At 61.1% G+C, this 22,530-nt stretch carries 25 protein-coding genes; 18 read left to right on the top strand and 7 right to left on the bottom strand.

The features are described 5' to 3' along the window. The first annotated feature begins 111 nt into the window (after positions 1-111). The 4 genes from ACJ8HH_RS23425 (at position 112) to ACJ8HH_RS23410 (ending at position 3,155) form a co-directional block, all read left to right on the top strand. Positions 112-480: a diacylglycerol kinase gene (locus tag ACJ8HH_RS23425; RefSeq protein ID WP_015379225.1), complete on the top strand. Its 369-nt coding sequence runs from the start codon at positions 112-114 to the stop codon at positions 478-480. Positions 481-582: 102 nt separating this feature from the next. Continuing rightward, positions 583-1,191, top strand: coding sequence for a transcriptional repressor LexA (lexA, locus tag ACJ8HH_RS23420; protein WP_004936736.1), 609 nt, complete (start codon positions 583-585; stop codon positions 1,189-1,191). Positions 1,192-1,292: 101 nt separating this feature from the next. After that, a complete protein-coding gene (gene dinF / locus ACJ8HH_RS23415; RefSeq protein WP_033649709.1) occupies positions 1,293-2,630 on the top strand; it encodes an MATE family efflux transporter DinF in 1,338 nt (445 codons plus the stop codon). Positions 2,631-2,945: 315 nt separating this feature from the next. Beyond that, positions 2,946-3,155 carry a CsbD family protein gene (locus ACJ8HH_RS23410; RefSeq protein ID WP_033636203.1) on the top strand — a complete coding sequence of 70 codons (210 nt, stop codon included), beginning with the start codon at positions 2,946-2,948 and terminating at the stop codon, positions 3,153-3,155. A gap of 102 nt (positions 3,156-3,257) precedes the next feature. Here ACJ8HH_RS23410 and zur read toward each other — a convergent pair whose 3' ends face one another. Beyond that, the gene (gene zur, locus ACJ8HH_RS23405; protein WP_015379223.1) at positions 3,258-3,770 is read right to left on the bottom strand and encodes a zinc uptake transcriptional repressor Zur; all 513 of its coding nucleotides are present in this window, start codon (positions 3,768-3,770) and stop codon (positions 3,258-3,260) included. Positions 3,771-4,015: 245 nt separating this feature from the next. On the opposite strand from zur, the gene ACJ8HH_RS23400 reads away from it, so the two are divergent. From ACJ8HH_RS23400 to pspG, 3 genes are all read left to right on the top strand, one after another. Beyond that, complete coding sequence (locus ACJ8HH_RS23400; protein ID WP_033649710.1) at positions 4,016-4,588, top strand: sugar O-acetyltransferase; 573 nt, start codon at positions 4,016-4,018, stop codon at positions 4,586-4,588. A 110-nt stretch (positions 4,589-4,698) separates the two neighbouring features. Continuing rightward, a complete protein-coding gene (gene dusA / locus ACJ8HH_RS23395) occupies positions 4,699-5,709 on the top strand; it encodes a tRNA dihydrouridine(20/20a) synthase DusA (protein WP_060428832.1) in 1,011 nt (336 codons plus the stop codon). Positions 5,710-5,866: 157 nt separating this feature from the next. Then, entirely contained in the window at positions 5,867-6,085 is a 219-nt protein-coding gene (gene pspG / locus ACJ8HH_RS23390) for an envelope stress response protein PspG (protein WP_033636200.1), read from the top strand. A 300-nt stretch (positions 6,086-6,385) separates the two neighbouring features. On the opposite strand, the gene ACJ8HH_RS23385 is transcribed toward pspG, so the two are convergent. Then, entirely contained in the window at positions 6,386-7,369 is a 984-nt protein-coding gene (locus tag ACJ8HH_RS23385) for a quinone oxidoreductase (RefSeq protein WP_060430934.1), read from the bottom strand. A 167-nt stretch (positions 7,370-7,536) separates the two neighbouring features. Here ACJ8HH_RS23385 and dnaB point away from each other — a divergent pair, with 167 nt between their 5' ends. Together dnaB and alr are read left to right on the top strand one after the other, a co-directional pair. Further along, positions 7,537-8,961, top strand: coding sequence for a replicative DNA helicase (dnaB, locus tag ACJ8HH_RS23380; RefSeq protein WP_025160134.1), 1,425 nt, complete (start codon positions 7,537-7,539; stop codon positions 8,959-8,961). Positions 8,962-8,978: 17 nt separating this feature from the next. Further along, a complete protein-coding gene (gene alr / locus ACJ8HH_RS23375) occupies positions 8,979-10,058 on the top strand; it encodes an alanine racemase (RefSeq protein ID WP_060452119.1) in 1,080 nt (359 codons plus the stop codon). Positions 10,059-10,102: 44 nt separating this feature from the next. Here the strand turns inward: alr and ACJ8HH_RS23370 are convergent, their stop codons facing one another. Further along, positions 10,103-10,870: a transporter substrate-binding domain-containing protein gene (locus ACJ8HH_RS23370; RefSeq protein ID WP_060443919.1), complete on the bottom strand. Its 768-nt coding sequence runs from the start codon at positions 10,868-10,870 to the stop codon at positions 10,103-10,105. Positions 10,871-11,085: 215 nt separating this feature from the next. Here ACJ8HH_RS23370 and ACJ8HH_RS23365 point away from each other — a divergent pair, with 215 nt between their 5' ends. The 5 genes from ACJ8HH_RS23365 to maa all read left to right on the top strand — a co-directional run bounded on the left by ACJ8HH_RS23365 (position 11,086) and on the right by maa (position 14,441). Then, positions 11,086-11,553 (top strand): Lrp/AsnC family transcriptional regulator, encoded by a 468-nt coding sequence (locus tag ACJ8HH_RS23365; RefSeq protein WP_060443918.1) that lies wholly within the window; start codon positions 11,086-11,088, stop codon positions 11,551-11,553. Between the two features lie 86 nt (positions 11,554-11,639). Then, on the top strand, positions 11,640-12,833 hold the full coding sequence (locus tag ACJ8HH_RS23360) for an amino acid aminotransferase (protein WP_060440949.1): 1,194 nt from the start codon (positions 11,640-11,642) through the stop codon (positions 12,831-12,833). Between the two features lie 126 nt (positions 12,834-12,959). After that, on the top strand, positions 12,960-13,376 hold the full coding sequence (locus ACJ8HH_RS23355; RefSeq protein ID WP_004936779.1) for a secondary thiamine-phosphate synthase enzyme YjbQ: 417 nt from the start codon (positions 12,960-12,962) through the stop codon (positions 13,374-13,376). Between the two features lie 4 nt (positions 13,377-13,380). Further along, positions 13,381-13,734 (top strand): MmcQ/YjbR family DNA-binding protein, encoded by a 354-nt coding sequence (locus ACJ8HH_RS23350; protein WP_019453210.1) that lies wholly within the window; start codon positions 13,381-13,383, stop codon positions 13,732-13,734. A 149-nt stretch (positions 13,735-13,883) separates the two neighbouring features. Next, complete coding sequence (maa, locus tag ACJ8HH_RS23345) at positions 13,884-14,441, top strand: maltose O-acetyltransferase (RefSeq protein ID WP_060452120.1); 558 nt, start codon at positions 13,884-13,886, stop codon at positions 14,439-14,441. 30 nt (positions 14,442-14,471) lie between these two features. Here the strand turns inward: maa and ACJ8HH_RS23340 are convergent, their stop codons facing one another. Continuing rightward, on the bottom strand, positions 14,472-15,524 hold the full coding sequence (locus tag ACJ8HH_RS23340) for an NAD(P)-dependent alcohol dehydrogenase (RefSeq protein ID WP_033649716.1): 1,053 nt from the start codon (positions 15,522-15,524) through the stop codon (positions 14,472-14,474). Between the two features lie 229 nt (positions 15,525-15,753). After that, complete coding sequence (gene uvrA / locus ACJ8HH_RS23335; RefSeq protein ID WP_033636192.1) at positions 15,754-18,582, bottom strand: excinuclease ABC subunit UvrA; 2,829 nt, start codon at positions 18,580-18,582, stop codon at positions 15,754-15,756. A gap of 277 nt (positions 18,583-18,859) precedes the next feature. Here uvrA and ssb1 point away from each other — a divergent pair, with 277 nt between their 5' ends. Continuing rightward, positions 18,860-19,390, top strand: coding sequence for a single-stranded DNA-binding protein SSB1 (gene ssb1 / locus ACJ8HH_RS23330; RefSeq protein ID WP_004936793.1), 531 nt, complete (start codon positions 18,860-18,862; stop codon positions 19,388-19,390). 62 nt (positions 19,391-19,452) lie between these two features. On the opposite strand, the gene ACJ8HH_RS23325 is transcribed toward ssb1, so the two are convergent. Then, positions 19,453-20,202 carry a 3-oxoacyl-ACP reductase family protein gene (locus tag ACJ8HH_RS23325; RefSeq protein WP_033649717.1) on the bottom strand — a complete coding sequence of 250 codons (750 nt, stop codon included), beginning with the start codon at positions 20,200-20,202 and terminating at the stop codon, positions 19,453-19,455. 149 nt (positions 20,203-20,351) lie between these two features. Continuing rightward, positions 20,352-20,612: a multiple stress resistance protein BhsA gene (gene bhsA, locus ACJ8HH_RS23320; RefSeq protein ID WP_033636189.1), complete on the bottom strand. Its 261-nt coding sequence runs from the start codon at positions 20,610-20,612 to the stop codon at positions 20,352-20,354. 196 nt (positions 20,613-20,808) lie between these two features. Here bhsA and ACJ8HH_RS23315 point away from each other — a divergent pair, with 196 nt between their 5' ends. Genes ACJ8HH_RS23315 through ACJ8HH_RS23305 form a run of 3 tightly spaced genes read left to right on the top strand, consistent with a single transcriptional unit; the run spans position 20,809 to position 22,372 of the window. Continuing rightward, a complete protein-coding gene (locus tag ACJ8HH_RS23315; RefSeq protein WP_033636188.1) occupies positions 20,809-21,252 on the top strand; it encodes a lipocalin-like domain-containing protein in 444 nt (147 codons plus the stop codon). Further along, on the top strand, positions 21,249-21,917 hold the full coding sequence (locus ACJ8HH_RS23310; RefSeq protein ID WP_033649718.1) for a glutathione S-transferase family protein: 669 nt from the start codon (positions 21,249-21,251) through the stop codon (positions 21,915-21,917). The genes ACJ8HH_RS23315 and ACJ8HH_RS23310 overlap by 4 nt, the downstream gene beginning before the upstream one ends. A gap of 47 nt (positions 21,918-21,964) precedes the next feature. Next, positions 21,965-22,372: a VOC family protein gene (locus tag ACJ8HH_RS23305; protein WP_033649719.1), complete on the top strand. Its 408-nt coding sequence runs from the start codon at positions 21,965-21,967 to the stop codon at positions 22,370-22,372. Positions 22,373-22,530 lie beyond the last annotated feature (158 nt).

Raw genomic sequence — 22,530 nt, 5'->3', positions numbered from 1 at the left:
CATACCAGAAACCGGGTAGCAGATCTGTGGTGTTCGAAAACCGAGAGCCGTCAGCGCGGACTGTTCTAGACTCTTTTTATTATGACCGACCTCTGAGAAAGGCACGAAAACATGGCAAACCAAGCAACCGGCCTGACCCGCATCATCAAGGCCGCCGGCTATTCCTATAAAGGGCTTTCCGCCGCCTGGCAGCACGAAGCGGCGTTCCGCCAGGAACTGGTGGTCACCCTCCTGGCTATCATACTGGCTGTCTGGCTGGATGTGGGTGCGATAGCGCGCATTTTATTGATCGGATCGGTAGCGCTGGTGATGATCGTCGAGATCCTGAACAGCGCGATCGAGGCGGTGGTGGATCGCATCGGCAGCGAACATCACGAGCTGTCCGGCCGGGCCAAGGACATGGGATCGGCGGCGGTGTCGCTGGCGATCGTGCTCGCGCTGTTCGTTTGGGGCACGGTCTTATGGCAGCACTTCGGCTGACGAAAAGCGCCTACTGACTGATTTTTATTTAATCTTCGGTTCCCAATCCGCGCTTACCTGTATATACTCACAGCAAGACTGTATAAACAAACAGGGGGCGGAATGAAAGCACTAACTACCAGACAGCAAGAGGTCTACGACCTGATTCGCGAGCACATTTCGCAAACGGGCATGCCGCCAACGCGTGCCGAGATCGCGATGCGTCTGGGGTTCCGTTCGCCTAACGCCGCCGAAGAACACCTGAAGGCGCTGGCACGCAAAGGCGTGATCGAAATCGTCTCCGGTGCTTCGCGCGGTATCCGCCTGCTGATGGAAGAAGAAGAGGGGCTGCCGCTGATCGGCCGCGTCGCCGCCGGCGAGCCGCTGCTGGCGCAGCAGCACATCGAAGGGCACTACCAGGTGGATCCTTCCCTGTTTAAACCGAGCGCCGATTTCCTGCTGCGGGTGAACGGCATGTCGATGCGCGACATCGGCATTCTGGATGGCGATCTGCTGGCGGTACACAAAACGCAAGACGTGCGCAATGGCCAGGTCGTGGTGGCGCGCATCGAAGACGAAGTGACGGTCAAGCGCCTGAAAAAGCACGGCAACGTGGTTGAACTGCTGCCAGAGAACAACGAATTCCAACCGATCGTGGTCGATCTGCGTCAGCAGAATTTCACTATCGAAGGGCTGGCGGTCGGCGTGATCCGCAACGGCGACTGGATTTAATCGTCGCACCCTCAGTGCCGCCTCCTGTATCAATCGCCCCTGTTCTGGGGCGTTTTTGTTTCTGACCTTGCCATTCGCCACCGCTACGGGAACGTCTCATCATGCGCTTGATTTCCGCCTTTACCAGCGACACCGATAAAGCTCTGTGGCGCCTGGCCTTGCCGATGATTTTCTCCAATATTACCGTGCCGCTGCTCGGGCTGGTGGACACCGCGGTGATCGGCCACCTCGACAGCCCGATCTATCTGGGGGGCGTGGCGATCGGCGCGGTGGCGACCAGCTTCCTGTTCATGCTGCTGTTGTTCCTGCGCATGAGCACCACCGGCCTGGCGGCGCAGGCGCTGGGGGCTCAGAACCCGCAGGCGCTGGCGCGCGCCTTTATGCAACCGCTGCTGTTGGCGCTGCTGGCCGGAGCGGCGATCGTCCTGCTGCGTTATCCGCTGATCGAACTGGCGCTGCGGATCGTCGGTGGCGATGGCGAAGTGCTGGAACAGGCGCGGCGTTTTCTTGAGATCCGCTGGCTCAGCGCCCCGGCGGCGCTGGCCAATCTGGTGCTGCTGGGCTGGCTGCTCGGCGTGCAGTACGTGCGGGCGCCGGTGATCCTGCTGATCGTCGGCAACCTGCTGAATATCGTACTGGATATCTGGCTGGTGATGGGCCTGGGCTGGAACGTGCGAGGGGCGGCGGCGGCCACCGCCATCGCCGAATACGCCACGCTGTTGCTCGGCCTGTGGCTGGCGTGGCGGGTGATGCGCCTGCGCGGTATTACCCTGCCGATGCTGCGCCAGGCCTGGCGCGGCGATCTGCGTCGCCTGCTGGCGCTCAACCGCGATATCATGCTGCGTTCACTGTTGCTGCAACTGTGCTTTGCGTCGCTGACCATTTTCGGCGCTCGCCTGGGGAGCGAGGTGGTGGCGGTCAATGCGGTATTGATGAATCTGCTGACGTTCACCGCCTATGCGCTCGACGGCTTCGCTTATGCGGTGGAGGCCCATTCAGGCCACGCCTACGGCGCCCGGGACGATAGCCAACTGCGTAAGGTGTGGCACGCGGCCTGCAGGCAGGCGGGGCTGGTCGCGTTGGTCTTCGGCCTGGCGTATGCCGTTACCGGCCAGCAGATCGTGGCGGCGTTGACCTCCTTGCCGGAGCTGCGTGCGTTGGCTGCCCATTATTTACCGTGGCAGGTCATTCTGCCGCTGGTCGGGGTGTGGTGCTATTTGCTGGACGGCATGTTTATCGGCGCCACGCGCGGCGCCGAGATGCGTAACAGCATGGCGGTAGCTGCGGCAGGGTATGGTCTGACGCTGTTCAGCGTGCCGCTGCTTGGCAACCACGGGCTTTGGCTGGCGCTGGCGGTGTTTCTGACGTTGCGCGGCGTGGCGTTGGGCTGGATTTGGCACCGCCACCAGGTGCGCGGCAGCTGGTTTACCGCACATTAACCCGGGCATTCTGTTGGGGTAATGGTTAGTTTTTCTTATGTTTTATGTCATGTTTGCTTACATGTTTTCAGCCTGGTCCCGTTCGCGTTAGTTCGTTGTTTGCTGGCGTTTTTTGTTTTTATTTTGTCAGTTAATGGTTTTTTGTTCTGTATTTTGGCTTTTTTATTTCCACGTTTAACTAGAATGAATCATGTGGCTGGTAAATGAAGGGGAACGGTGCTCCTTAAGGTGAAGGGAGCATCAGCCAGAAAAATTTCTGGTTAACCCCGGCCGGCGACAGGGATCACTGATTCACCACAGGTTAACGGAGAGACTATGAATAAAGATCAAGCCGACGGTAACTGGAAGCAGCTGAAAGGCAAAGTGAAGGAAAAATGGGGCAAGCTGACCGATGACGATCTTACGGTCATCGAAGGGAAACGCGAACAGCTGGTCGGCAAAATCCAGGAGCGCTACGGTTACCAGAAAGAGGCGGCCGAGAAAGAGGTGAAGGCCTGGGAAGAACACACCAAACACCGCTGGTAATTTGCAGGGCCGCCATTGAAGGCGGCTTGCCCAGCGCAGGCCGGCGTCGCTCTCATCCTCTGGCGCCCCGGCCGCAGGTACAGGGAGGTACCTGACTTCGTCTTACTTCTTCTTGATGGCGATGCTGTGATCGTGTTCGGCGCAGTCATGCTTGCTGTCGCACGCCTCAACCTCCACGCAGCCGGCGCACAGACCGTGCGCTTCTACCACGCTGTGGCGCAGCGCAAATCCGGCTTCCTGCGCCAGCTTCTGCAGCGTTTCCTCTACGCCTTCGGTGGTGCGTTCGGTCACCTGGCCGCAGCGGTCGCAGATAAACAGTGCGGACGTGTGCATCGGCTGTTCAAAATGGTGGCACAGCACGTAGCTGTTGGCGGATTCCACTCTATGGATAAACCCTTGCTCCAGCAGAAAATCCAGCGCGCGATAGACCGTCGGCGGCTTGGCCTGCGGTTCGGCGACGCGCAGCAGATCGAGCAGGTCATAAGCGCTGATTGCACCGGGTTGCTGAGTCATCAGACGCAGCACTTCCAGCCGTTGCGGCGTCAATCGCACATTGCGTTGTTGGCAGAGGCGTTCCGCCTGCGCCAGCAGCTTTTCCTGGGTGGTTGAGTTCATCGCAAATATCCCGGTACGTAAAAAAGCCGATTTTACCATGATTACGGCGAATCGCCGAGAGTTGCCCCCTTTTCCCCTGAGGATTGCGCAGGGAAAGGCGCGCAGAGTGCGCTAAAAGAGAGATGCATCACAACTTTTCCCCGCCGCAGGGCGACAAATCAACATTGCCGGTTTTAGCGCTGGAGAGCGGCGGGCGAGAGCGGTATAACGCGCTTCACCCGCGTGATGAGCAGGAGCTTTGTGCGATGACGGAAAGAGAGAAGCTGTTAAGCGGCCAGGTGTACAACAGCCGCGATGAAGAATTGATTGCTATGTACCATCGGGCCAGAGCGTTGACCAAAAGCCTGGGCGAGCTGGATTCGCATCAGGCGGACGAGAAAAACCGTCTGCTCGGCGAACTGTTCGGCGCCTGGGGCGAGGCGAGCTGGATCGAAACGCCGTTCTGGTGCGACTACGGGCAACATGTCCGCATCGGCAAGAACTGTTTTATCAACGTCAATGCGGTGTTCCTCGACTGCAATACCATCACCATCGGCGACAACACGCTGATCGGCCCCAACGTGCAAATCTACACGCCGAGTCATCCGCTGAAGGCCGGTGAACGCTTTACCGGTGACCCGGCTTTCCCTTTCCGCACCTCGGCGCAGCCGGTGTCCATCGGCAGCAATGTGTGGATCGGCGGTAACGTGGTGATCTTGCCGGGCGTGACCATCGGCGACGGCACCACTATCGGCGCGGGCAGCATCGTGACCGGCGACATCCCGGCCAACGTGCTGGCGCTGGGGCAGCCGTGCCGGGTTATCCGCGCGTTGGAATAGGGCGCAGATAAGGCGGTTTTCCCAACGGCGCCGATTGTCGTTATAATAGCCGTTTGCGGCCGCGCGCCGTTCGTTGAACCCAGACAGACTCAGGTAGCCAGTAACTCAGCATGACGAAAGACAACCACGCCCCAACCTACGCCGCCAATCGTTTCTCCATCGCGCCGATGCTCGACTGGACCGATCGTCATTGCCGTTACTTCCACCGCCTGCTGACCAAGGAAACGCTGCTGTACACCGAAATGGTGACCACCGGCGCGATCATCCACGGCAAAGGCGACTACCTGGCCTACAGCGAAGAAGAGCATCCGGTGGCGCTGCAGCTGGGCGGTAGCGATCCGGCCGCGCTGGCGCACTGCGCCAAACTGGCGGAGCAGCGCGGTTACGACGAGATTAACCTCAACGTCGGCTGCCCGTCCGATCGCGTGCAAAACGGCATGTTCGGCGCCTGTTTGATGGGGCAGGCGACGCTGGTCGCCGACTGCATCAAGGCGATGCGCGACGTGGTGTCGATCCCGGTGACGGTGAAGACCCGCATCGGCATCGACGATCAGGACAGCTACGCCTTCCTGTGCGACTTTATCGAGACCGTCGCCCGGCGCGGCGAGTGCGACATGTTCACCATTCACGCGCGCAAGGCCTGGCTCTCCGGCCTCAGCCCGAAAGAGAACCGCGAAGTGCCGCCGCTGGACTACCCGCGCGTTTATCAGCTGAAGCGGGACTTTCCGGCGCTGACCATCGCCATCAACGGCGGGGTGAAAACGCTGGAGGAGGCGCGGCAGCACCTGCAGCATCTGGACGGCGTGATGATGGGGCGCGAGGCGTACCAGAATCCGGGCATCCTGGCGCGGGTCGACAGCGAACTGTTCGGCGCACAGACCGCAGTGCCGGACAGCGTGGCGATCGTCGAAGCGCTGTATCCGTATATCGAGCGCGAGCTGTCCAACGGCACCTATCTCGGCCACATCACCCGCCACATCCTCGGTTTGTTCCAGGGCGTGCCGGGCGCGCGCCAGTGGCGTCGCCACCTGAGCGAGAACGCCCACAAGCCGGGCGCCGATGCGCGGGTGGTGGAGCAGGCGCTGGCGCTGGTGCGTCAGCCGCGTGTCGAAATGGCGTAACCCACAAAAATTTTGACCAACAGTTAGTCTTTTTCGCCAGGCATTCGGCGCGTTGACGGATGCCTGTCCCATCTTTTCAATTGGTTAGCCCTTCCGCCATTCTGGCACGCTTCTTGTAATCCATTCAGCAGATACGTTGAGTTGCAAAGGAGCAATCATGTTGGAAATCTTCTTTCTCATTGGCTTTGTGGTGATGCTGATGGTGACCGGCATCTCGCTGCTGGGGATCTTCGCTGCGCTGTTGGCGGCGGCGGCGTTCATGCTGGTGGGCGGGTTGTTCGCGGTGGTCATCAAGCTGCTGCCGTGGCTGATTTTGGCGGTGGTCGGGGTATGGATTTACCGCGCGATGCAGAAACCGCAGGCCAGGCGTTACTGATTTTTTGCTGAATAATCAGACAGTCACACTGAAACTTGCACAATTTTTCGCACCGCGAATGCGGCAACGATCACAGCTTGGCAGTTTTCCCCGGCGATGTGGCACATAAAGCGTGTTTTTTGCCGAACGGGGCTGTTAGGATGTGGGTCGATGCAGTGATGCGACCGATTTCATCACCGTGAGAGACAACCAAAATTCGTGTTGCTGAAGCAACCCCCTGTCTCTGGCGGACTCTGCTCTACCCCTACAAAACGCAGTAATAGAAAGGGCTCCGCAAGGAGCCCTTTTCTTTTGCCGCTATCAGGGGATCAGCAGGCTGGAGCCGCTGGTGCTGCGGCTTTCCAGCACCTGGTGCGCCCGCTGGGCGTCGGCCAGCGCAAATTTCTGCTCGTTTCTCACCTCCACCCGAATGGCGCCGCTGCCGATCAGCGAGAACAGCTCGTTGCTGGCGTACTGCAGTTCGGCGCGGTTAGTGACGTAGCCGTTGAGGGAAGGGCGGGTGACGTACAGCGATCCTTTCTGGTTGAGCAGCGCCAGATCGACGCCGGTCACCGGGCCGGAGGCATTGCCGAAGCTGACCATCAGGCCGCGGCGTTTCAGGCTGTTGAGCGAGGCCTGCCAGGTGCTTTGCCCCACCGAATCGTACACTACGCCAACCTTCTCGCCGTGCGTCAGCTCGGCCACCCGCTGGGCGATATCCTCTTTGTGGTAGTTGATGGTGGCCCAGGCACCGGCCTGTTTCGCCAGGGCGGCCTTCTCGTCGGAGCCGACGCTGCCGATCAGGCGCGCGCCCAGCGCTTTGGCCCATTGGCAGGCAATAAGGCCAACCCCGCCGGCGGCGGCATGGAACAGGAACACTTCTCCCGGCTGCACTTCGTGGGTTTGGCGCAACAGATAGTGCACCGTCAGCCCTTTGAGGAAAGAGGCGGCGCCCTGCTCAAAGCTGAGGTTGTGCGGCAGCAGCGCCACTTTTTCTTCCGGCACGTTGTGGATCTCGCTGTAGGCGCCGAGCGACGACTGCGCATACACCACCCGGTCGCCCGGTTTGATCGCGCTGACCCCGGCGCCGACCTTGACCACCACGCCGGCCGCCTCGGTGCCGAGGCCGCTCGGCAGGCTGGCCGGCGCGTACAGCCCGCTGCGCACATAGGTGTCGATGTAGTTGATGCCGATCGCCTTGTTCTCGATCTGCACTTCCCCGGCAGCCGGATCGAGTGGTGTAAAATCAACGTATTGCAAGACTTCCGGCCCGCCGGTGGCGGAGAATTGAATGCGCTTGGCCATATCGTTACCTCGTTGGAGTGTCTGATTTCACCCTATTCTTTTTAGTCTCGGAGATCCAGTTTGCCCGTGCGGGGTTCAATACCTTTTTTGCATCGGTTATGGCGCAAAAATCACGTATACTCTCGCGTCAGGATCCTTCATTCGCAACCGGATAAAGACTACGTTTCATGGCAGGAAAAAAACCAACCAACAAAACAAACGCGGACGAAACCAGAGAGCGTTCCAGAGATCGTCAGATGGAAGGGCTGAAGATGCCGCCGCACTCGCTGGAGGCCGAGCAGTCGGTGTTGGGCGGTTTGATGCTGGATAACGAGCGCTGGGACAACGTGGCGGAGCGCGTGGTCGCCAACGATTTCTTCAGCCGCCCGCACCGCCTGATCTTTACCGAGATGCAGCGTCTGCTGGAGATGAGCAAGCCTATCGACCTCATCACCCTGTCCGAATCGCTCGAACAAAAGGGCGAACTGGACTCGGTCGGCGGCTTCGCCTACCTGGCCGAGCTGTCGAAAAACACCCCGAGCGCCGCCAACATCGGCGCCTACGCCGACATCGTGCGCGAGCGCGCGGTGGTGCGCGAGATGATCTCGGTGGCTAACGAGATCGCCGACGCCGGCTACGATCCGCAGGGGCGCAGCAGCGAAGACCTGCTCGATCTGGCGGAATCCCGCGTCTTCCAAATCGCCGAGAACCGCGCCAGCAAAGACGAGGGCCCGAAGGGCATCGAGCGTATTCTGGAAGACACCGTGTCGCGCATTGAGCAGCTGTATCAGCAGCCGCACGATGGCGTGACCGGGGTCGATACCGGCTATCAAGACCTCAACAAGAAAACCGCGGGCATGCAAAAGTCCGATCTGATCATCGTCGCCGCCCGTCCTTCGATGGGGAAAACCACCTTCGCCATGAACCTGTGCGAAAACGCCGCGATGACCCAGGAAAAACCGGTGCTGATCTTCAGCCTGGAGATGCCCGGTGAGCAGATCATGATGCGTATGCTGGCGTCGCTGTCGCGCGTGGATCAGACGCGCATCCGTACCGGCCAGCTCGACGACGAGGACTGGGCGCGCATTTCCAGCACCATGGGTATCCTGTTGGAGAAGCGCAACATGTACATCGACGACTCCTCCGGCCTGACGCCGACCGAAGTGCGCTCGCGCGCGCGGCGCATTTTCCGCGAGCACGACGGGCTTAGCCTGATCATGATCGACTACCTGCAGCTGATGCGCGTGCCGGCCCTGTCCGACAACCGTACGCTGGAGATCGCCGAGATTTCGCGCTCGCTGAAGGCGCTGGCGAAAGAGCTGCAGGTGCCGGTGGTGGCGCTGTCGCAGCTGAACCGAAGCCTGGAGCAGCGCGCCGATAAGCGCCCGGTCAACTCCGACCTGCGTGAGTCCGGCTCTATCGAGCAGGATGCCGACCTGATTATGTTCATCTATCGTGATGAGGTGTATCACGAGAACAGCGATCTGAAAGGGATCGCGGAAATTATTATCGGTAAGCAGCGTAACGGCCCGATCGGCACCGTGCGCCTTACCTTTAACGGCCAGTGGTCGCGTTTCGATAACTACGCGGGGCCACAATACGATGACGAATAATCAGCTAAGGAACTGAAATGAAAGCGGCAACCGCTGTAATCGACCGCCGCGCTCTGCGACATAATCTGCAACAGGTGCGCCGCCAGGCGCCGCAAAGCCGCCTGATTGCCGTTGTGAAAGCAAACGCTTATGGACATGGCCTGCTGGAAACAGCCCACACCTTGCAAGACGCCGACTGCTACGGCGTGGCGCGCATCGGCGAGGCGCTGATGCTGCGCTCCGGCGGCATCGTCAAACCGATCCTGCTGCTGGAAGGCTTCTTCTGTGCCGAAGATCTGCCGGTGCTGGTGGCGAACAACATCGAAACCGCGGTGCACTGCATCGAACAGCTCGAAGCGCTGGAGCAGGCCGAGCTGGCGCGCCCGGTGCCGGTGTGGATGAAGCTCGATACCGGCATGCATCGGCTGGGGGTGCGCCCCGAACAGGCGGAGGCGTTTTATCAGCGCCTGTGCGCCTGCCGCAACGTGGCGCAGCCGGTCAATATCATGAGCCACTTCAGCCGCGCCGATGAGCCGGAATCCGACGCCACTCTGAAACAGATCGCCTGCTTCGAGCAGTTCGCGCGCGGCAAACCGGGCCAACGCTCGGTCGCCGCGTCCGGCGGCACGCTGCTGTGGCCGGATGCCCACAATGAGTGGGTGCGTCCTGGCATCATTTTGTACGGCGTGTCGCCGCTGGATAACGGCAGCGGCGCCGAGCATGGGCTGCAGCCGGCGATGACGCTGAAGTCCAGCCTGATCGCGGTACGCGAGCACAAGGCCGGCGAAGCGGTTGGCTACGGCGGCACCTGGGTAAGCCCGCGCGATACCCGGCTGGGCGTGGTGGCGATGGGATACGGCGACGGCTACCCGCGCAGCGCGCCGACCGGTACGCCGATCCTGATCAACGGCCGCGAAGTGCCAATCGTCGGCTGGGTGTCGATGGACATGATTTCGGTCGATCTCGGGCCGGACGCCGCTGATAAGGTGGGGGATGAAGCGGTGCTGTGGGGCCAGGCGCTGCCGGTCGAGCGCATCGCCGCCTGCACCGGCATCAGCGCTTACGAACTGATCACCAAGCTCACGCAGCGCGTGGCGATGGAATACATCGGCGACTGATGCGCAGCAGGGGCCGACGCGCGTCGGCCCCGTTTCTCAGCGGGTTACTTCTTTACCGCCAACCACTTGTCGATAATCTTCTGATACTCGCCGGTCGCCTTGGCCAGGTGCAGCCACTGATCCACATACAATTTCCAGCTCAGATCGTCGCGCGGCAGCATGTAAGCCTTCTCGCCGTACTGCATCGGTTTGCTCGGATTCACCGCGCACAGCTTCGGATAGCGCTTCTGCTGGTACAGCGCCTCGGAGGCGTCGGTGATCATCACGTCCGCCTTGCGGTCTACCAACTGCTGGAAAATGCTCATGTTGTCGTGCGTCAGCGTCAGCTTGGCCTTCGGCAGATAGGCGTGCACGAAGGCTTCGTTGGTGCCGCCCGCCGGCTCCAGCAGGCGCACCGACGGTTTGTTGATCTGCTCGAGAGTGCGGTATTTCTTCACGTCGGTGCAGCGCACCAGCGGGATTTTGCCGTCGGTATCCAGCTTGTCGGCGAAGAACACCTGTTTTTGTCGCTCCAGCGTGACGGAGATGCCGCCCATCGCGATGTCGCACTTGCCGCCGACGAAGTCCGGCGTCAGGGTTTTCCAGCTGGTTTTCACCCACTTCACTTTGGCGCCCAGGCTCTTGGCCAGCGACTCCGCCATATCGATGTCGATGCCTTCATAGCCGCCGTCTTCCTTGAGGAAGGTATAGGGCTTGTAGTCGCCGGTGGTGCAGACCTCCAGGGTCTTTTGCTGCAGCACCTTGTCCAGGTGGGATTGCGCGCCGGCGCCGCCGGCGGCGAGCATCAGCGCGAGGGGGAGTAGCTTTTTCATCTGGCGTCCTTTTTATACATTCGTGGTTTTCTGCGTTACTTCGCCGTTAATTGTCGTTTGCCTGCATGAGTTAGCCGTTTTTTATGCCGCTTACCGGCGAAAACGCCGGGCGTTGCTGCTGTACGCGATTTAAGCGCCAGGGTGTGACGTCGGCAACGGTAAAAAAACTGGTAGGCTGTAACGTCAACATTTATTAACACAGTTTACAGGTGGCTATGTACAACATTGACGATTTTGATATGAAAATCCTGACGCTGTTACAGGCCAACGGCCGTCTGACCAATCAGGAGCTGAGCGAGCTGGTCGGGCTCTCCGCCTCCCAGTGTTCGCGGCGGCGCATCAGCCTGGAGCAGGCGCAGCTGATCCGCGGCTACCACGCGCGGCTGGCGCCGGAGGCGGTCGGCCTGGGGCTGGTGGGGCTGATCGAAGTCAGCCTGATCACGCACGCGCAGGAGCAGATCGACAGCTTTCATCAGATGCTGGAAGACGTGGACGCCATTCTTGACGCTTACAAGACCACCGGCGACGCCGATTACCTGCTGAAAGTGGCGGTGGCGGACCTGCCGGCGCTGAGCGAGTTCATCAGCCAGACGCTGTCGCCGCACAAAAGCGTGGCGCATATCAAAACGGCGGTGGTGCTCAATCGCATCAAGGAAAACGGTTTGCTGCCGGTGGCGAGATAAAGCTAAAACCGAATGCGGTTTTCCGTCTATATTAGGAACGTAACGCTGTGCCCAAACCACAATAAATAAACCAGGAGAAAAACCCCGTGTTCCAGAACGTTGACGCCTATGCCGGCGATCCCATTCTGTCGCTGATGGAAAAATTCAAACAAGACCCGCGCGCGCACAAGGTGAACCTGAGTATCGGCCTGTACTACGATGCGCAGGGCATCATTCCGCAGATGCGGGCGGTCGCCGCGGCGGAGGCGCAGTTGAACAGCGTCGAGCACGGCGCCTCGGTATACCTGCCGATGGAAGGGCTGCAACCCTACCGTTCCGCCATCCAGCATCTGCTGTTCGGCGCGCAGCACCCGATGCTGCAGCAGGGGCGTATCGCCACCATTCAGACCGTCGGCGGTTCCGGCGCGTTGAAAGTGGGCGCCGACTTCCTGAAAAGCTACTTCCCGGATTCGCAGGTGTGGGTCAGCGATCCCACCTGGGAAAACCACGTCGCCATTTTCAGCGGCGCTGGTTTCAAGGTGAATACCTACCCTTATTTCGACAGCGAAAGTCTGGGCGTGAAGTTCGACGCCATGCTCGCCGCGCTGAAACAGCTGCCGAAGCACAGCATCGCGCTGCTGCACCCGTGCTGCCACAACCCGACCGGTTCCGACCTGACCCCTGCCCAGTGGGATGAGGTGGTCAAGGTGATCGCCGAGCGTGAAATCATTCCGTTCCTCGACATCGCCTATCAGGGCTTCGGCGGCGGCATGGAGCAGGATGCCTACGCCATTCGCGCCATCGCGGCGGCCGGCCTGCCGTGCCTGGTGAGCAACTCGTTCTCGAAGATCTTCTCGCTGTACGGCGAGCGCGTCGGCGGCCTGTCGGTGGTGTGCGAAAGCGAAGAGGCGGCCGGGCGCGTGCTGGGCCAGCTGAAGGCCACCGTGCGCCGCAACTACTCGAGCCCGCCGAACTTCGGCGCGCAGCTGGTGGCCAAGGTGCTGAATGACGCCCAGCTGAAAACCCAGTGGCTGGACGAAGTAGAGAGCATGCGCACCCGCATTCTCGAGATGCGCCACGCGCTGGTGGATACCCTGAAGAGTGCGCTGCCGCAGCGCAACTTCGATTACCTGCTGGCGCAGCGCGGCATGTTCAGCTACACCGGCTTCAGCGCGGCGCAGGTCGATCGCCTGCGTGAAGAGTTTGGCGTCTACCTGATCCACAGCGGCCGCATGTGCGTGGCCGGCCTGAACCACAACAACGTGCGTCAGGTGGCCGAGGCGTTTGCCGCGGTGCAGTAACGCCTGTTAGTCTGAACGGACGTTCATCGGGGAGCGATAGCGATATCGCTCCTTTTTTATTGCCGGCGCGCCGCCGAAGTTGCCGCAAACCGGAGAGAGAATATACTGATTGAGGGGCGCTCACTCATGTGGCATCAGCAAACGCTAATCCTCAGCGCAAAAGCGCGTGGCTTTCATCTGGTTACCGACGAGATCGTCAACCAGTTAACCCACTTACACCGCCTGCAAACCGGCCTGCTGCATCTGTTGCTGCAGCATACCTCGGCCTCGCTGACGCTCAACGAGAACTGCGATCCCACGGTGCGAGCCGATATGGAGCAGCATTTCCTGCGTCAGGTGCCGGAAAACGCACCCTATCAGCATGACTACGAAGGGCCGGACGATATGCCGGCGCACATCAAATCCTCGCTGCTGGGCGCTTCTCTGACGCTGCCCGTCAGGCACGGGCGGCTGATGTTGGGCACATGGCAGGGCATCTGGCTGGGGGAGCACCGCATCCACGGCGGAGCACGCCGTATTGTGGCCACGTTACAGGGGGAATAACCCAATGAATAACAGTGCATTGCTGGAGTACTGCATGGCGAAGCCGGGCGCGGAGCAAAGCGACCAGAACCAGTGGCAGGCCAGCCAGATCAAGGTGGGCGACGTGATGTTCGCCATGGTGTGCGAGGTCGAAGGGCGGCCGGCGCTGGCGGTCAAGTCCAGCCCGGAGCTGGCGGAAAGCCTGCGTGAACACCATCCTGAGATCGTCGCCTGCGACGGCCTGAACAAGGCGCACTGGAACACGGTGTTTCTTGACGGCAACCTGCCGAACTCGCAGTTTTACACGCTGATCGACAGCTCCTATCAGCTGGTGGTGGAAGGCCTGCCCGAACACGTGCGCCAGGAACTGCGCGCCTGATTGCCGGGCGGCGGCGCCGCCCGTTTTCTCCTGCTTTTTCATGTTAAAGCGTGATCGCGGTTTTAAGTCGGGAACGTTCCCTTTTTATTGCCGGGCTAAAGCGGCTACGCTTGGGCATTCAAGAAACGCGGGTAAATAAGGAGGCCGACATGGCCATCAGCGAAGAAAAGCGCAAGATGATCGCCGGGGAACTGTACGACGCCAGCGATGACCTGCTGCGCAGCGAGCGTCGGCGCGCGCGCCAGCTGACGCATCGCTATAACCACTCCTCGCCGGAAGAGGGCGAGCTGCGCAAACAGTGGCTGGGCGAGTTGCTGGGCGGCTATCAGGGCGGCACCATCGAGCCGACCTTCCGCTGCGACTACGGCTATAACATCTATCTGGGCAAGAACTTCTACGCCAACTTCGACTGCGTGATCCTCGACGTGTGCGAGGTGCATATCGGCGACAACTGCCTGCTGGCGCCGGGCGTGCATATCTACACCGCGACCCATCCGCTGGACGCCGAGACCCGCGTCGGCGGGGCGGAGTTCGGCAAGCCGGTCAGGATTGGCGGTAACGTGTGGATCGGCGGGCGCGCGGTGATCAATCCGGGGGTGACCATCGGCGACAATGCGGTCGTTGCCTCCGGTGCGGTGGTAACCAAAGACGTGCCGGCCAATTGCGTGGTGGGCGGCAACCCGGCCAGGATCATCAAGCAGCTATAAGAAACGGGCGCCGTTGGGCGCCCGCCGTCATCAGACCCGCAGGGAGTCGATGTCCACCACGAAGCGGTACTTCACGTCGCTTTTCAGCATGCGCTCATAGGCTTCATTAATCTGCTGCATCGGGATCAGCTCGATATCCGACGTGATGCCGTGTTGGCCGCAGAAGTCCAGCATCTCTTGCGTTTCCGCGATGCCGCCAATCAGCGAACCGGCGATGCGGCGGCGCTTCATGATCAGATTGAACACCTGCGGCGACGGATGATCGTGTTCCGGCGCGCCGACCAGCGTCAGGGTGCCGTCGCGGCGCAGCAGGTTGAGGAACGGATTCAGATCGTGCTGGGCCGCTACCGTGTTGAGGATGAAGTCGAAGCTGTTGACGTGCTGCGCCATCTCCTCCGGGTTGCGCGAAATCACCACTTCATGAGCGCCAAGACGCTTGGCGTCTTCGATTTTCGACGGCGAGGTGGTGAACAGCACCACGTGCGCGCCCATCGCCCGCGCCAGTTTGACGCCCATGTGCCCCAGCCCGCCGAGCCCGACGATGCCGACCTTTTTGCCTGGCCCCGCGCCCCACTGGCGCAGCGGCGAATAGGTGGTGATGCCGGCACACAGCAGCGGCGCGACCCCGGCCGGATCGAGATTTTCCGGCACTCGCAGCACGAAGTCCTGATCCACCACCAGATCGGTGGAGTAGCCGCCGTAGGTCACGGCGCCGGTCTGGCGATCCTGACCGTTATAGGTGCCGGTGAAGCCGTTCTCGCAATACTGCTCCAGCCCCTCATCGCAGCTCGGGCAGCTGCGGCAGGAATCCACCATGCACCCGATGCCGACCAGATCGCCGACCCGGTAACGCGAGACGTGGTCGCCGACGGCGCTAACGCGGCCGACGATTTCGTGGCCCGGCACCACCGGGTAAATGGTATTGCTCCATTCATTGCGCGCCTGGTGCAGATCCGAATGGCACACGCCGCAGAACAACACCTGAATTTGCACATCGTGGTCGCGCAGGGCGCGCGGTGGGTAATCGAAAGGCACCAGCGCAGACTTCGCGTCATGCGCGGCATAGGCATGGGTAATGTTCATGGTCGCTCCAGTTATCAATGTATGGGGGACAACGCTTGGCCGGCAGCGGAGTGCCGGTGAGACGCGGCCTGAGTCAGACAGGGCGGCCGCCGAGGGAACATTGATGATAAAAGCGGTGAGCGCGGAGGGAAATGCCTGAAAATGTCGAAATCTTGCCTGTTTCTGTTTGATTGCAGCGAAACGGGCCGGCGTGCGGGCCGCCTGAGCGACGGCCCGCACGCCGGCGGCACTACGGCTTCAACAGCGGTTTCAGGAAGCGTGCGGTGTGCGATTTTTCACACTCGGCCACGGTTTCCGGCGTGCCGGCCACCAGGATCTCGCCGCCGCCGCTGCCGCCTTCCGGCCCCAGATCGACGATCCAGTCGGCGGTCTTGATCACGTCCAGGTTATGCTCGATGACCACGATGGTGTTGCCCTGATCGCGCAGCTGATGCAGCACCGCCAACAGCTGCTGGATATCGGCGAAGTGCAGGCCGGTGGTCGGTTCGTCGAGGATATACAGCGTCTGGCCGGTGCCGCGCTTCGACAGCTCGCGCGCCAGCTTGACGCGCTGCGCCTCACCGCCGGAGAGCGTGGTGGCCGACTGGCCGAGGCGGATGTAGGACAGCCCGACATCCATCAGGGTCTGCAGCTTGCGCGCCAGCGCCGGCACCGCGTCGAAGAACTCGCGCGCTTCTTCGATGGTCATCTCCAGCACTTCGTGGATGCTCTTGCCCTTGTACTTCACTTCCAGCGTTTCGCGGTTATAGCGCTTGCCCTTGCACTGATCGCACGGCACGTAGATGTCCGGCAGGAAGTGCATCTCAACCTTGATCACCCCGTCGCCCTGGCAGGCTTCACAGCGCCCGCCCTTGACGTTGAAGCTGAAACGGCCCGGCGTATAACCGCGGCTGCGCGATTCCGGCACGCCGGCGAACAGCTCGCGCACCGGGGTGAAAATGCCGGTGTAGGTGGCCGGGTTGGAGCGCGGCGTGCGGCCGATCGGGCTCTGATCGATGTCGATCACCTTGTCGAAATGTTCCAGGCCGGTCACTTCGCGGAACGGCGCCGGTTCGGCGATGGTGGCGCCGTTGAGCTGGCGCTGAGCGATCGGAAACAGCGTATCGTTGATCAGCGTCGATTTGCCGGAGCCGGACACGCCGGTGATGCAGGTAAACAGACCAACCGGCAGCGTCAGCGTCACGTCCTTCAGGTTGTTGCCGCGCGCGCCGCTCAGCTTCAGCACCTTGGTCGGATCGGCCTGCACGCGCTGCGCCGGAATGGCGATCTCGCGCTTGCCGCTGAGGAACTGGCCGGTCAGCGAGTCCGGCTGCGCCATGATGTCGTCGACGGTGCCTTCCGCCACCACCTGGCCGCCGTGTACGCCGGCGCCGGGGCCGATGTCGATCACGTGGTCGGCGGCGCGGATGGCGTCTTCGTCATGCTCCACCACGATCACCGTGTTGCCGAGGTTGCGCAGGTGGATCAGCGTTTCCAGCAGGCGCTCGTTGTCGCGCTGGTGCAGGCCGATCGACGGCTCATCCAGCACGTACATCACGCCCACCAGGCCGGCGCCGATCTGGCTGGCCAGACGGATGCGCTGCGCTTCGCCGCCGGAGAGCGTCTCCGCCGAGCGGGACAGCGACAGGTAGTTCAGGCCGACGTTCACCAGGAATTTCAGGCGATCGCCGATCTCTTTCAGCACTTTTTCGGCGATCTTGGCGCGTTGGCCGCTGAGCTTCATGTTCTGGAAGAAGGTCATCGCATGGCCGATGCTCAGATCGGAAATCTCCGGCAGCGTGGTGTCTTCGACGAACACGTTGCGCGCTTCTTCGCGCAGGCGGGTGCCGTGGCACGAGGCGCAAGGGCGATTGCTGATGAACTTCGCCAATTCTTCGCGCACCGCGCTGGATTCGGTCTCTTTATAGCGGCGCTCCATGTTGTGCAGCACGCCTTCGAACGGATGACGGCGCACGGTGGTATCACCGCGATCGTTGATGTATTTGAATTCGATCGACTCTTTGCCGGAGCCGCTCAGCACCGCCTTCTGCACGTCGGCGCTCAGGGTGTTGAACGGCGCTTCGACGTCGAACTCATAGTGCTCCGCCAGCGAGCGCAGCATCTGGAAGTAATAGAAGTTGCGGCGATCCCAGCCGCGGATCGCGCCGCCGGCCAGCGACAGCTCGGGGTTTTGCACCACGCGATCCGGATCGAAGAACTGCTGCACGCCCAGGCCGTCGCAGGTTGGGCAGGCGCCGGCCGGGTTGTTGAAGGAAAACAGGCGCGGTTCCAGCTCGCGCATGCTGTAGCCGCAGATCGGGCAGGCGAAGTTGGCGGAGAACAGCAGCTCGTCCGCTTTCTCGTCGTCCATGTCCGCCACCACCGCGGTGCCGCCGGACAGCTCCAGCGCGGTTTCGAACGATTCGGCCAGGCGCTGCGCCATGTCCTCGCGCACCTTGAACCGGTCGACCACCACTTCGATGGTGTGTTTCTTCTGCAGCTCCAGCTTCGGCGGATCGGACAGATCGCACACTTCACCGTCGATGCGCGCGCGGATATAGCCCTGGGCGGCCAGGTTTTCCAGCGTTTTGGTGTGCTCGCCCTTGCGGTCTTTCACCACCGGCGCCAGCAGCATCAGGCGCTTGCCTTCCGGCTGGCTCAGCACGTTATCGACCATCTGGCTGACGGTTTGCGCCGCCAGCGGCACATGGTGATCCGGGCAGCGCGGCTCGCCGACGCGGGCGAACAGCAGGCGCAGGTAGTCGTGGATTTCGGTGATGGTGCCGACCGTGGATCGCGGGTTGTGCGAGGTGGATTTTTGCTCGATGGAGATCGCCGGCGACAGGCCCTCGATATGATCGACGTCCGGTTTTTCCATCAGCGACAGGAACTGGCGCGCATAGGCGGAGAGCGATTCGACGTAGCGGCGTTGCCCTTCGGCATACAGCGTATCGAAAGCCAGCGATGACTTGCCGGAACCGGACAGGCCGGTGACGACGATCAGTTTGTCACGCGGGATGATCAGGTTGATGTTTTTCAGATTATGGGTTCGAGCACCACGAACTTCGATATTGTCCATTTACACTTCCCGTCTTGATGATACACCGCGCCTGTCGCGATTTTTGCGGGGGATTTTGTGATGGATCTCGCAAAAAACCGGCACAGCCAGGTCGAAACGCATAATTATGACACAAAAAAACCTGAATGAATATCCAGTATGCGAATGCAACAAGGTCGATCGAAAAGACAATTCTGGAATGCAATTCGCACTTATCAACACGGGTGTGGTTTCGCACTCAGCGTGGTAAACTGACGCGTTTATACTGTGTAGAAATCAATCATCGGGAGAAGTGCTCATGGCCAGCAGAGGCGTAAACAAAGTAATTCTGGTCGGGAATCTGGGTCAGGATCCAGAAGTCCGTTACATGCCGAACGGCGGCGCAGTGGCCAACATTACCCTGGCGACCTCCGAAAGCTGGCGTGACAAGGCGACCGGCGAACAGAAAGAGAAGACCGAGTGGCACCGCGTCGTGCTGTTCGGCAAACTGGCCGAAGTGGCGGGCGAATACCTGCGTAAAGGCTCTCAGGTCTACATCGAAGGCTCCCTGCAGACCCGTAAATGGCAGGATCAGAGCGGCCAGGATCGCTACACCACCGAGATCGTGGTTAACGTCGGCGGCACCATGCAGATGCTGGGCGGCCGTCAGGGCGGCGGCGCACCGGCCGGTCAATCTGCCGGCGGCCAGGGCGGTTGGGGCCAGCCTCAGCAGCCACAGGGCGGCAACCAGTTCAGCGGCGGCCAGCAGCAGTCGCGCCCGGCGCAGAACAGCGCTCCGGCGACCAGCAACGAACCGCCAATGGATTTCGACGACGATATCCCGTTCTGATATCCGGCCGTTTGCAGCCAAAAAAAAGCCCCTTCACGGGGCTTTTTGCATTTCAGGGATGGTTACGCCGAGAAGCCGCCGTCGATGCTCAGGCTGGCGCCGGTGATATAACCCGCCTGCGGGCCGGCGAGGTAGGCGACGAAGCCGGCGATCTCTTCATCTTTGCCGTAGCGGCCGATCGCCATCAGCTGCTTGAGCTGCTCGGCGAACTCACCGGCGTCCGGGTTCATCTCTGTGTCTACCGGGCCGGGCTGCACGTTATTGACGGTGATGCCGCGCGGGCCGAGATCGCGCGCCATGCCTTTGGTCAGGCCGACCAGCGCCGATTTGCTCATCGCATACACCGCCGCGCCGCCGAACGGCACGCGCTCTGCGTTGGTGCTGCCGATGTGAATGATGCGGCCGCCGTCGTTCATGTGGCGCGCCGCTTCCTGGCTGGCGACGAACACGCTACGCACGTTGACCGCCAGCATGCGATCCAGATCGTCCAGCGCCAGCTCCTCGGTGCTGCCCAGCGTAAACACCCCGGCATTGTTCACCAGAATATCCAGGTTGCCGAACTGGCTGACCGCCTGGCGCACCGCCTGCTGCAGCGCCGCCGCATCGGCGCTGTCGGCCTTGATGGCGAGGGCTTTGCCGCCGGCGGCGGTAACGGCGCTTGCCACCGCTTCGGCGCGATCGGCCGAGGCGGCGTAGGTAAAGGCGACCGCGGCCCCTTCGCTCGCCAACCGTTTCACGATGGCGGCGCCGATGCCGCGTGAGCCGCCCTGGACGAACGCGACTTTGCCATGCAGAGGTTGTGCTGTGGTCATGTTATTTCTCCAAAGTGGGTGAGGGTAACGCGTTATTCCCAGTATCGGTGAAATGTCTGGCGGCCACTGTTCACAAAGAGCTTTGTCTGCCCACAACGAGAAAAGCCCCTTGCGGGGCTTCTTTCTTCCGTCGGTTGGCTGTTCGACGATCAGTTGAAGATTTCTGCGGTGCCGTACAGTTTGTTCTGGCCGCCGGCGGCGACGATGCGGTATGAGCTGGCGCCCGACGCAGCGGCTTTGCTGGCCAGTTCGCTTTCCAGCGCGCTCAGGTTGCTGGCGCCGCTAACGGAGACTACGCCGATTTTCTGTGCGTCTGCAGCGGGTTGGCTGGACGGCAGGTCAGCGGCGAAGGTAGCGAAAGAAGCGGTAGCCAGCAGCGCAGCGGTAGCAAAAATTTTGACGTTTTTCATGATGTATTCCTCAGCGTATTGATTGGATGAGAGCCCGTTGTCTCTCGATGTATTAAATAGTAGTGCGGCAGGCAGGAATAAAAAATCGGAGAGTTTTGAGTATCTCTGTCAAATAAACTGATTGTTTTTTCATCCGCTGGCGCGCGGTAAAAATCGCCACTACCCTTTACAGACGATCCTTAACCGGAGAAGCGTAATGACGGTAAACGCATTTATCGGCAGCTGGGCGCTGGTGTCCTCGGCATTTGAGAACCAGGACGGCGAGCTGAATTACCCGCTGGGCGAGCAGGTGCTGGGGCGCATCCATTATGAGGCCAACGGCACGATGGCGGCGCAGCTTTACAGCGCCGTGCGGCCGCGTTTCGCCGCCGACGATTTGGCGCAGGGGTCAGAGCGAGAGATCCGCGCCGCCTTCATCAATATGATTTGCTACTTCGGCCGCTATCAGGTGGAGGAAAGCGAGCAGCGGGTGGTGCATCAGGTCGAAGGCTGCTCGTTCCCCAACTGGGTAGGCAGCCGTCAGGTGCGTTTTTACGCTTTCAGCGGCGATCGGCTGACGTTGCGCACGGTGCCCTTGCAGCTCGGCAACGGCGTGCAGGTGGGCGAACTGGTGTGGCAGCGGACAGGAGCTTCTTTATGATCATTGTTCATCATCTCAATCATTCGCGCTCGCAGCGCATTCTGTGGTTTCTGGAAGAGCTGGGCGTGCCCTATCAGGTGCAACGCTACGAACGCGATCCGCAGACCATGCTGGCGCCGGCGGCGCTGAAAAAGATCCACCCGCTGGGCAAATCACCGGTGATCGTCGACGGCGATCTGACGCTGGCGGAATCCGGCGCCATCATCGAATATCTGCAGGAAGCCTATGATGCGCAAGGGATGTTCATGCCGACCGACTTCCACGCGCGCCAGCAATACCGCTACTGGCTGCACTACGCCGAAGGATCGCTGATGCCGCTGTTGGTGATGAAACTGGTGTTCAGCCGCCTCGGCCAGCCGCCGATCCCCTGGCTGCTGCGGCCGGTGGCCGGCGCGATCGGCAAGGGCGTGCAGCGCGAATATCTCGACAAGCAGATCGCGCCGCACTGCGAGTATCTCGAGCAGCACCTGAACAAGGGCAGCTGGTTCGTCGGCAACGACTTCAGCGCGGCGGACATACAGATGAGCTTCCCGCTGGAGGCGATGGCGGCGCGCGGCGCGTTGGATGATTGCCCGAAACTGCGCGGCTTTCTGCAGCGCATTCACGCCCGGCCCGCCTACCAGCGGGCGTTGGAGCAGGGCGGCCCTTACGACCTGCTGAGTTAACCGGATGGGCTATACTCGATGGGGTCATTCTTCATCGGAGGTAGCCCATGGCTACGCAAATCTTCGTTAATCTGCCCGTCCGCGATCTGCCTGCCTCGATGGCTTTTTTCACCCGCCTGGGTTTCACTTTCAACCCGCAATTTACCGATGACACCGCCGCGTGCATGGTGGTCAGCGACACGATTTACGTGATGCTGCTGACCCATGACAAATTCAGGGGGTTTACCCCGAACCCGATCGGCGACGCCAAACAGGCCACCGAAGTGCTGGTGTGCCTGTCGCAGCCCAGCCGGGCGGCGGTGGACGAACTGGTGCGCAAGGCGGTCGCCGGCGGCGGCAACACCTACCACCCGCCGCGGGACTACGGCGTGATGTACGGCCACGGTTTTCAGGATCTGGACGGCCATATCTGGGAATTGATGTATATGGATCCCGCGGCTGTGCAGGCGCAATAACCCCGCCGTGACGGAATTCGCCGGGGCGCTCGTCGCCCCGGTTTTATCGTGCAGGCGCCATTTCCGCCGCTTTCTGCATAAATTGCCGCGATCTTTAGTTGATTAGACGCTAGGGAAGGCAGGATAATCGTTTGCCTTGAATAAACCACCATAAATCA

This window comes from Serratia sp. CY32780 (genome assembly GCF_052169135.1).
Lineage (GTDB): Bacteria > Pseudomonadota > Gammaproteobacteria > Enterobacterales > Enterobacteriaceae > Serratia > Serratia sarumanii.
Note: the sequence above shows the minus strand (reverse complement) of the source record. Positions and strands in the feature narration are given on the sequence as shown.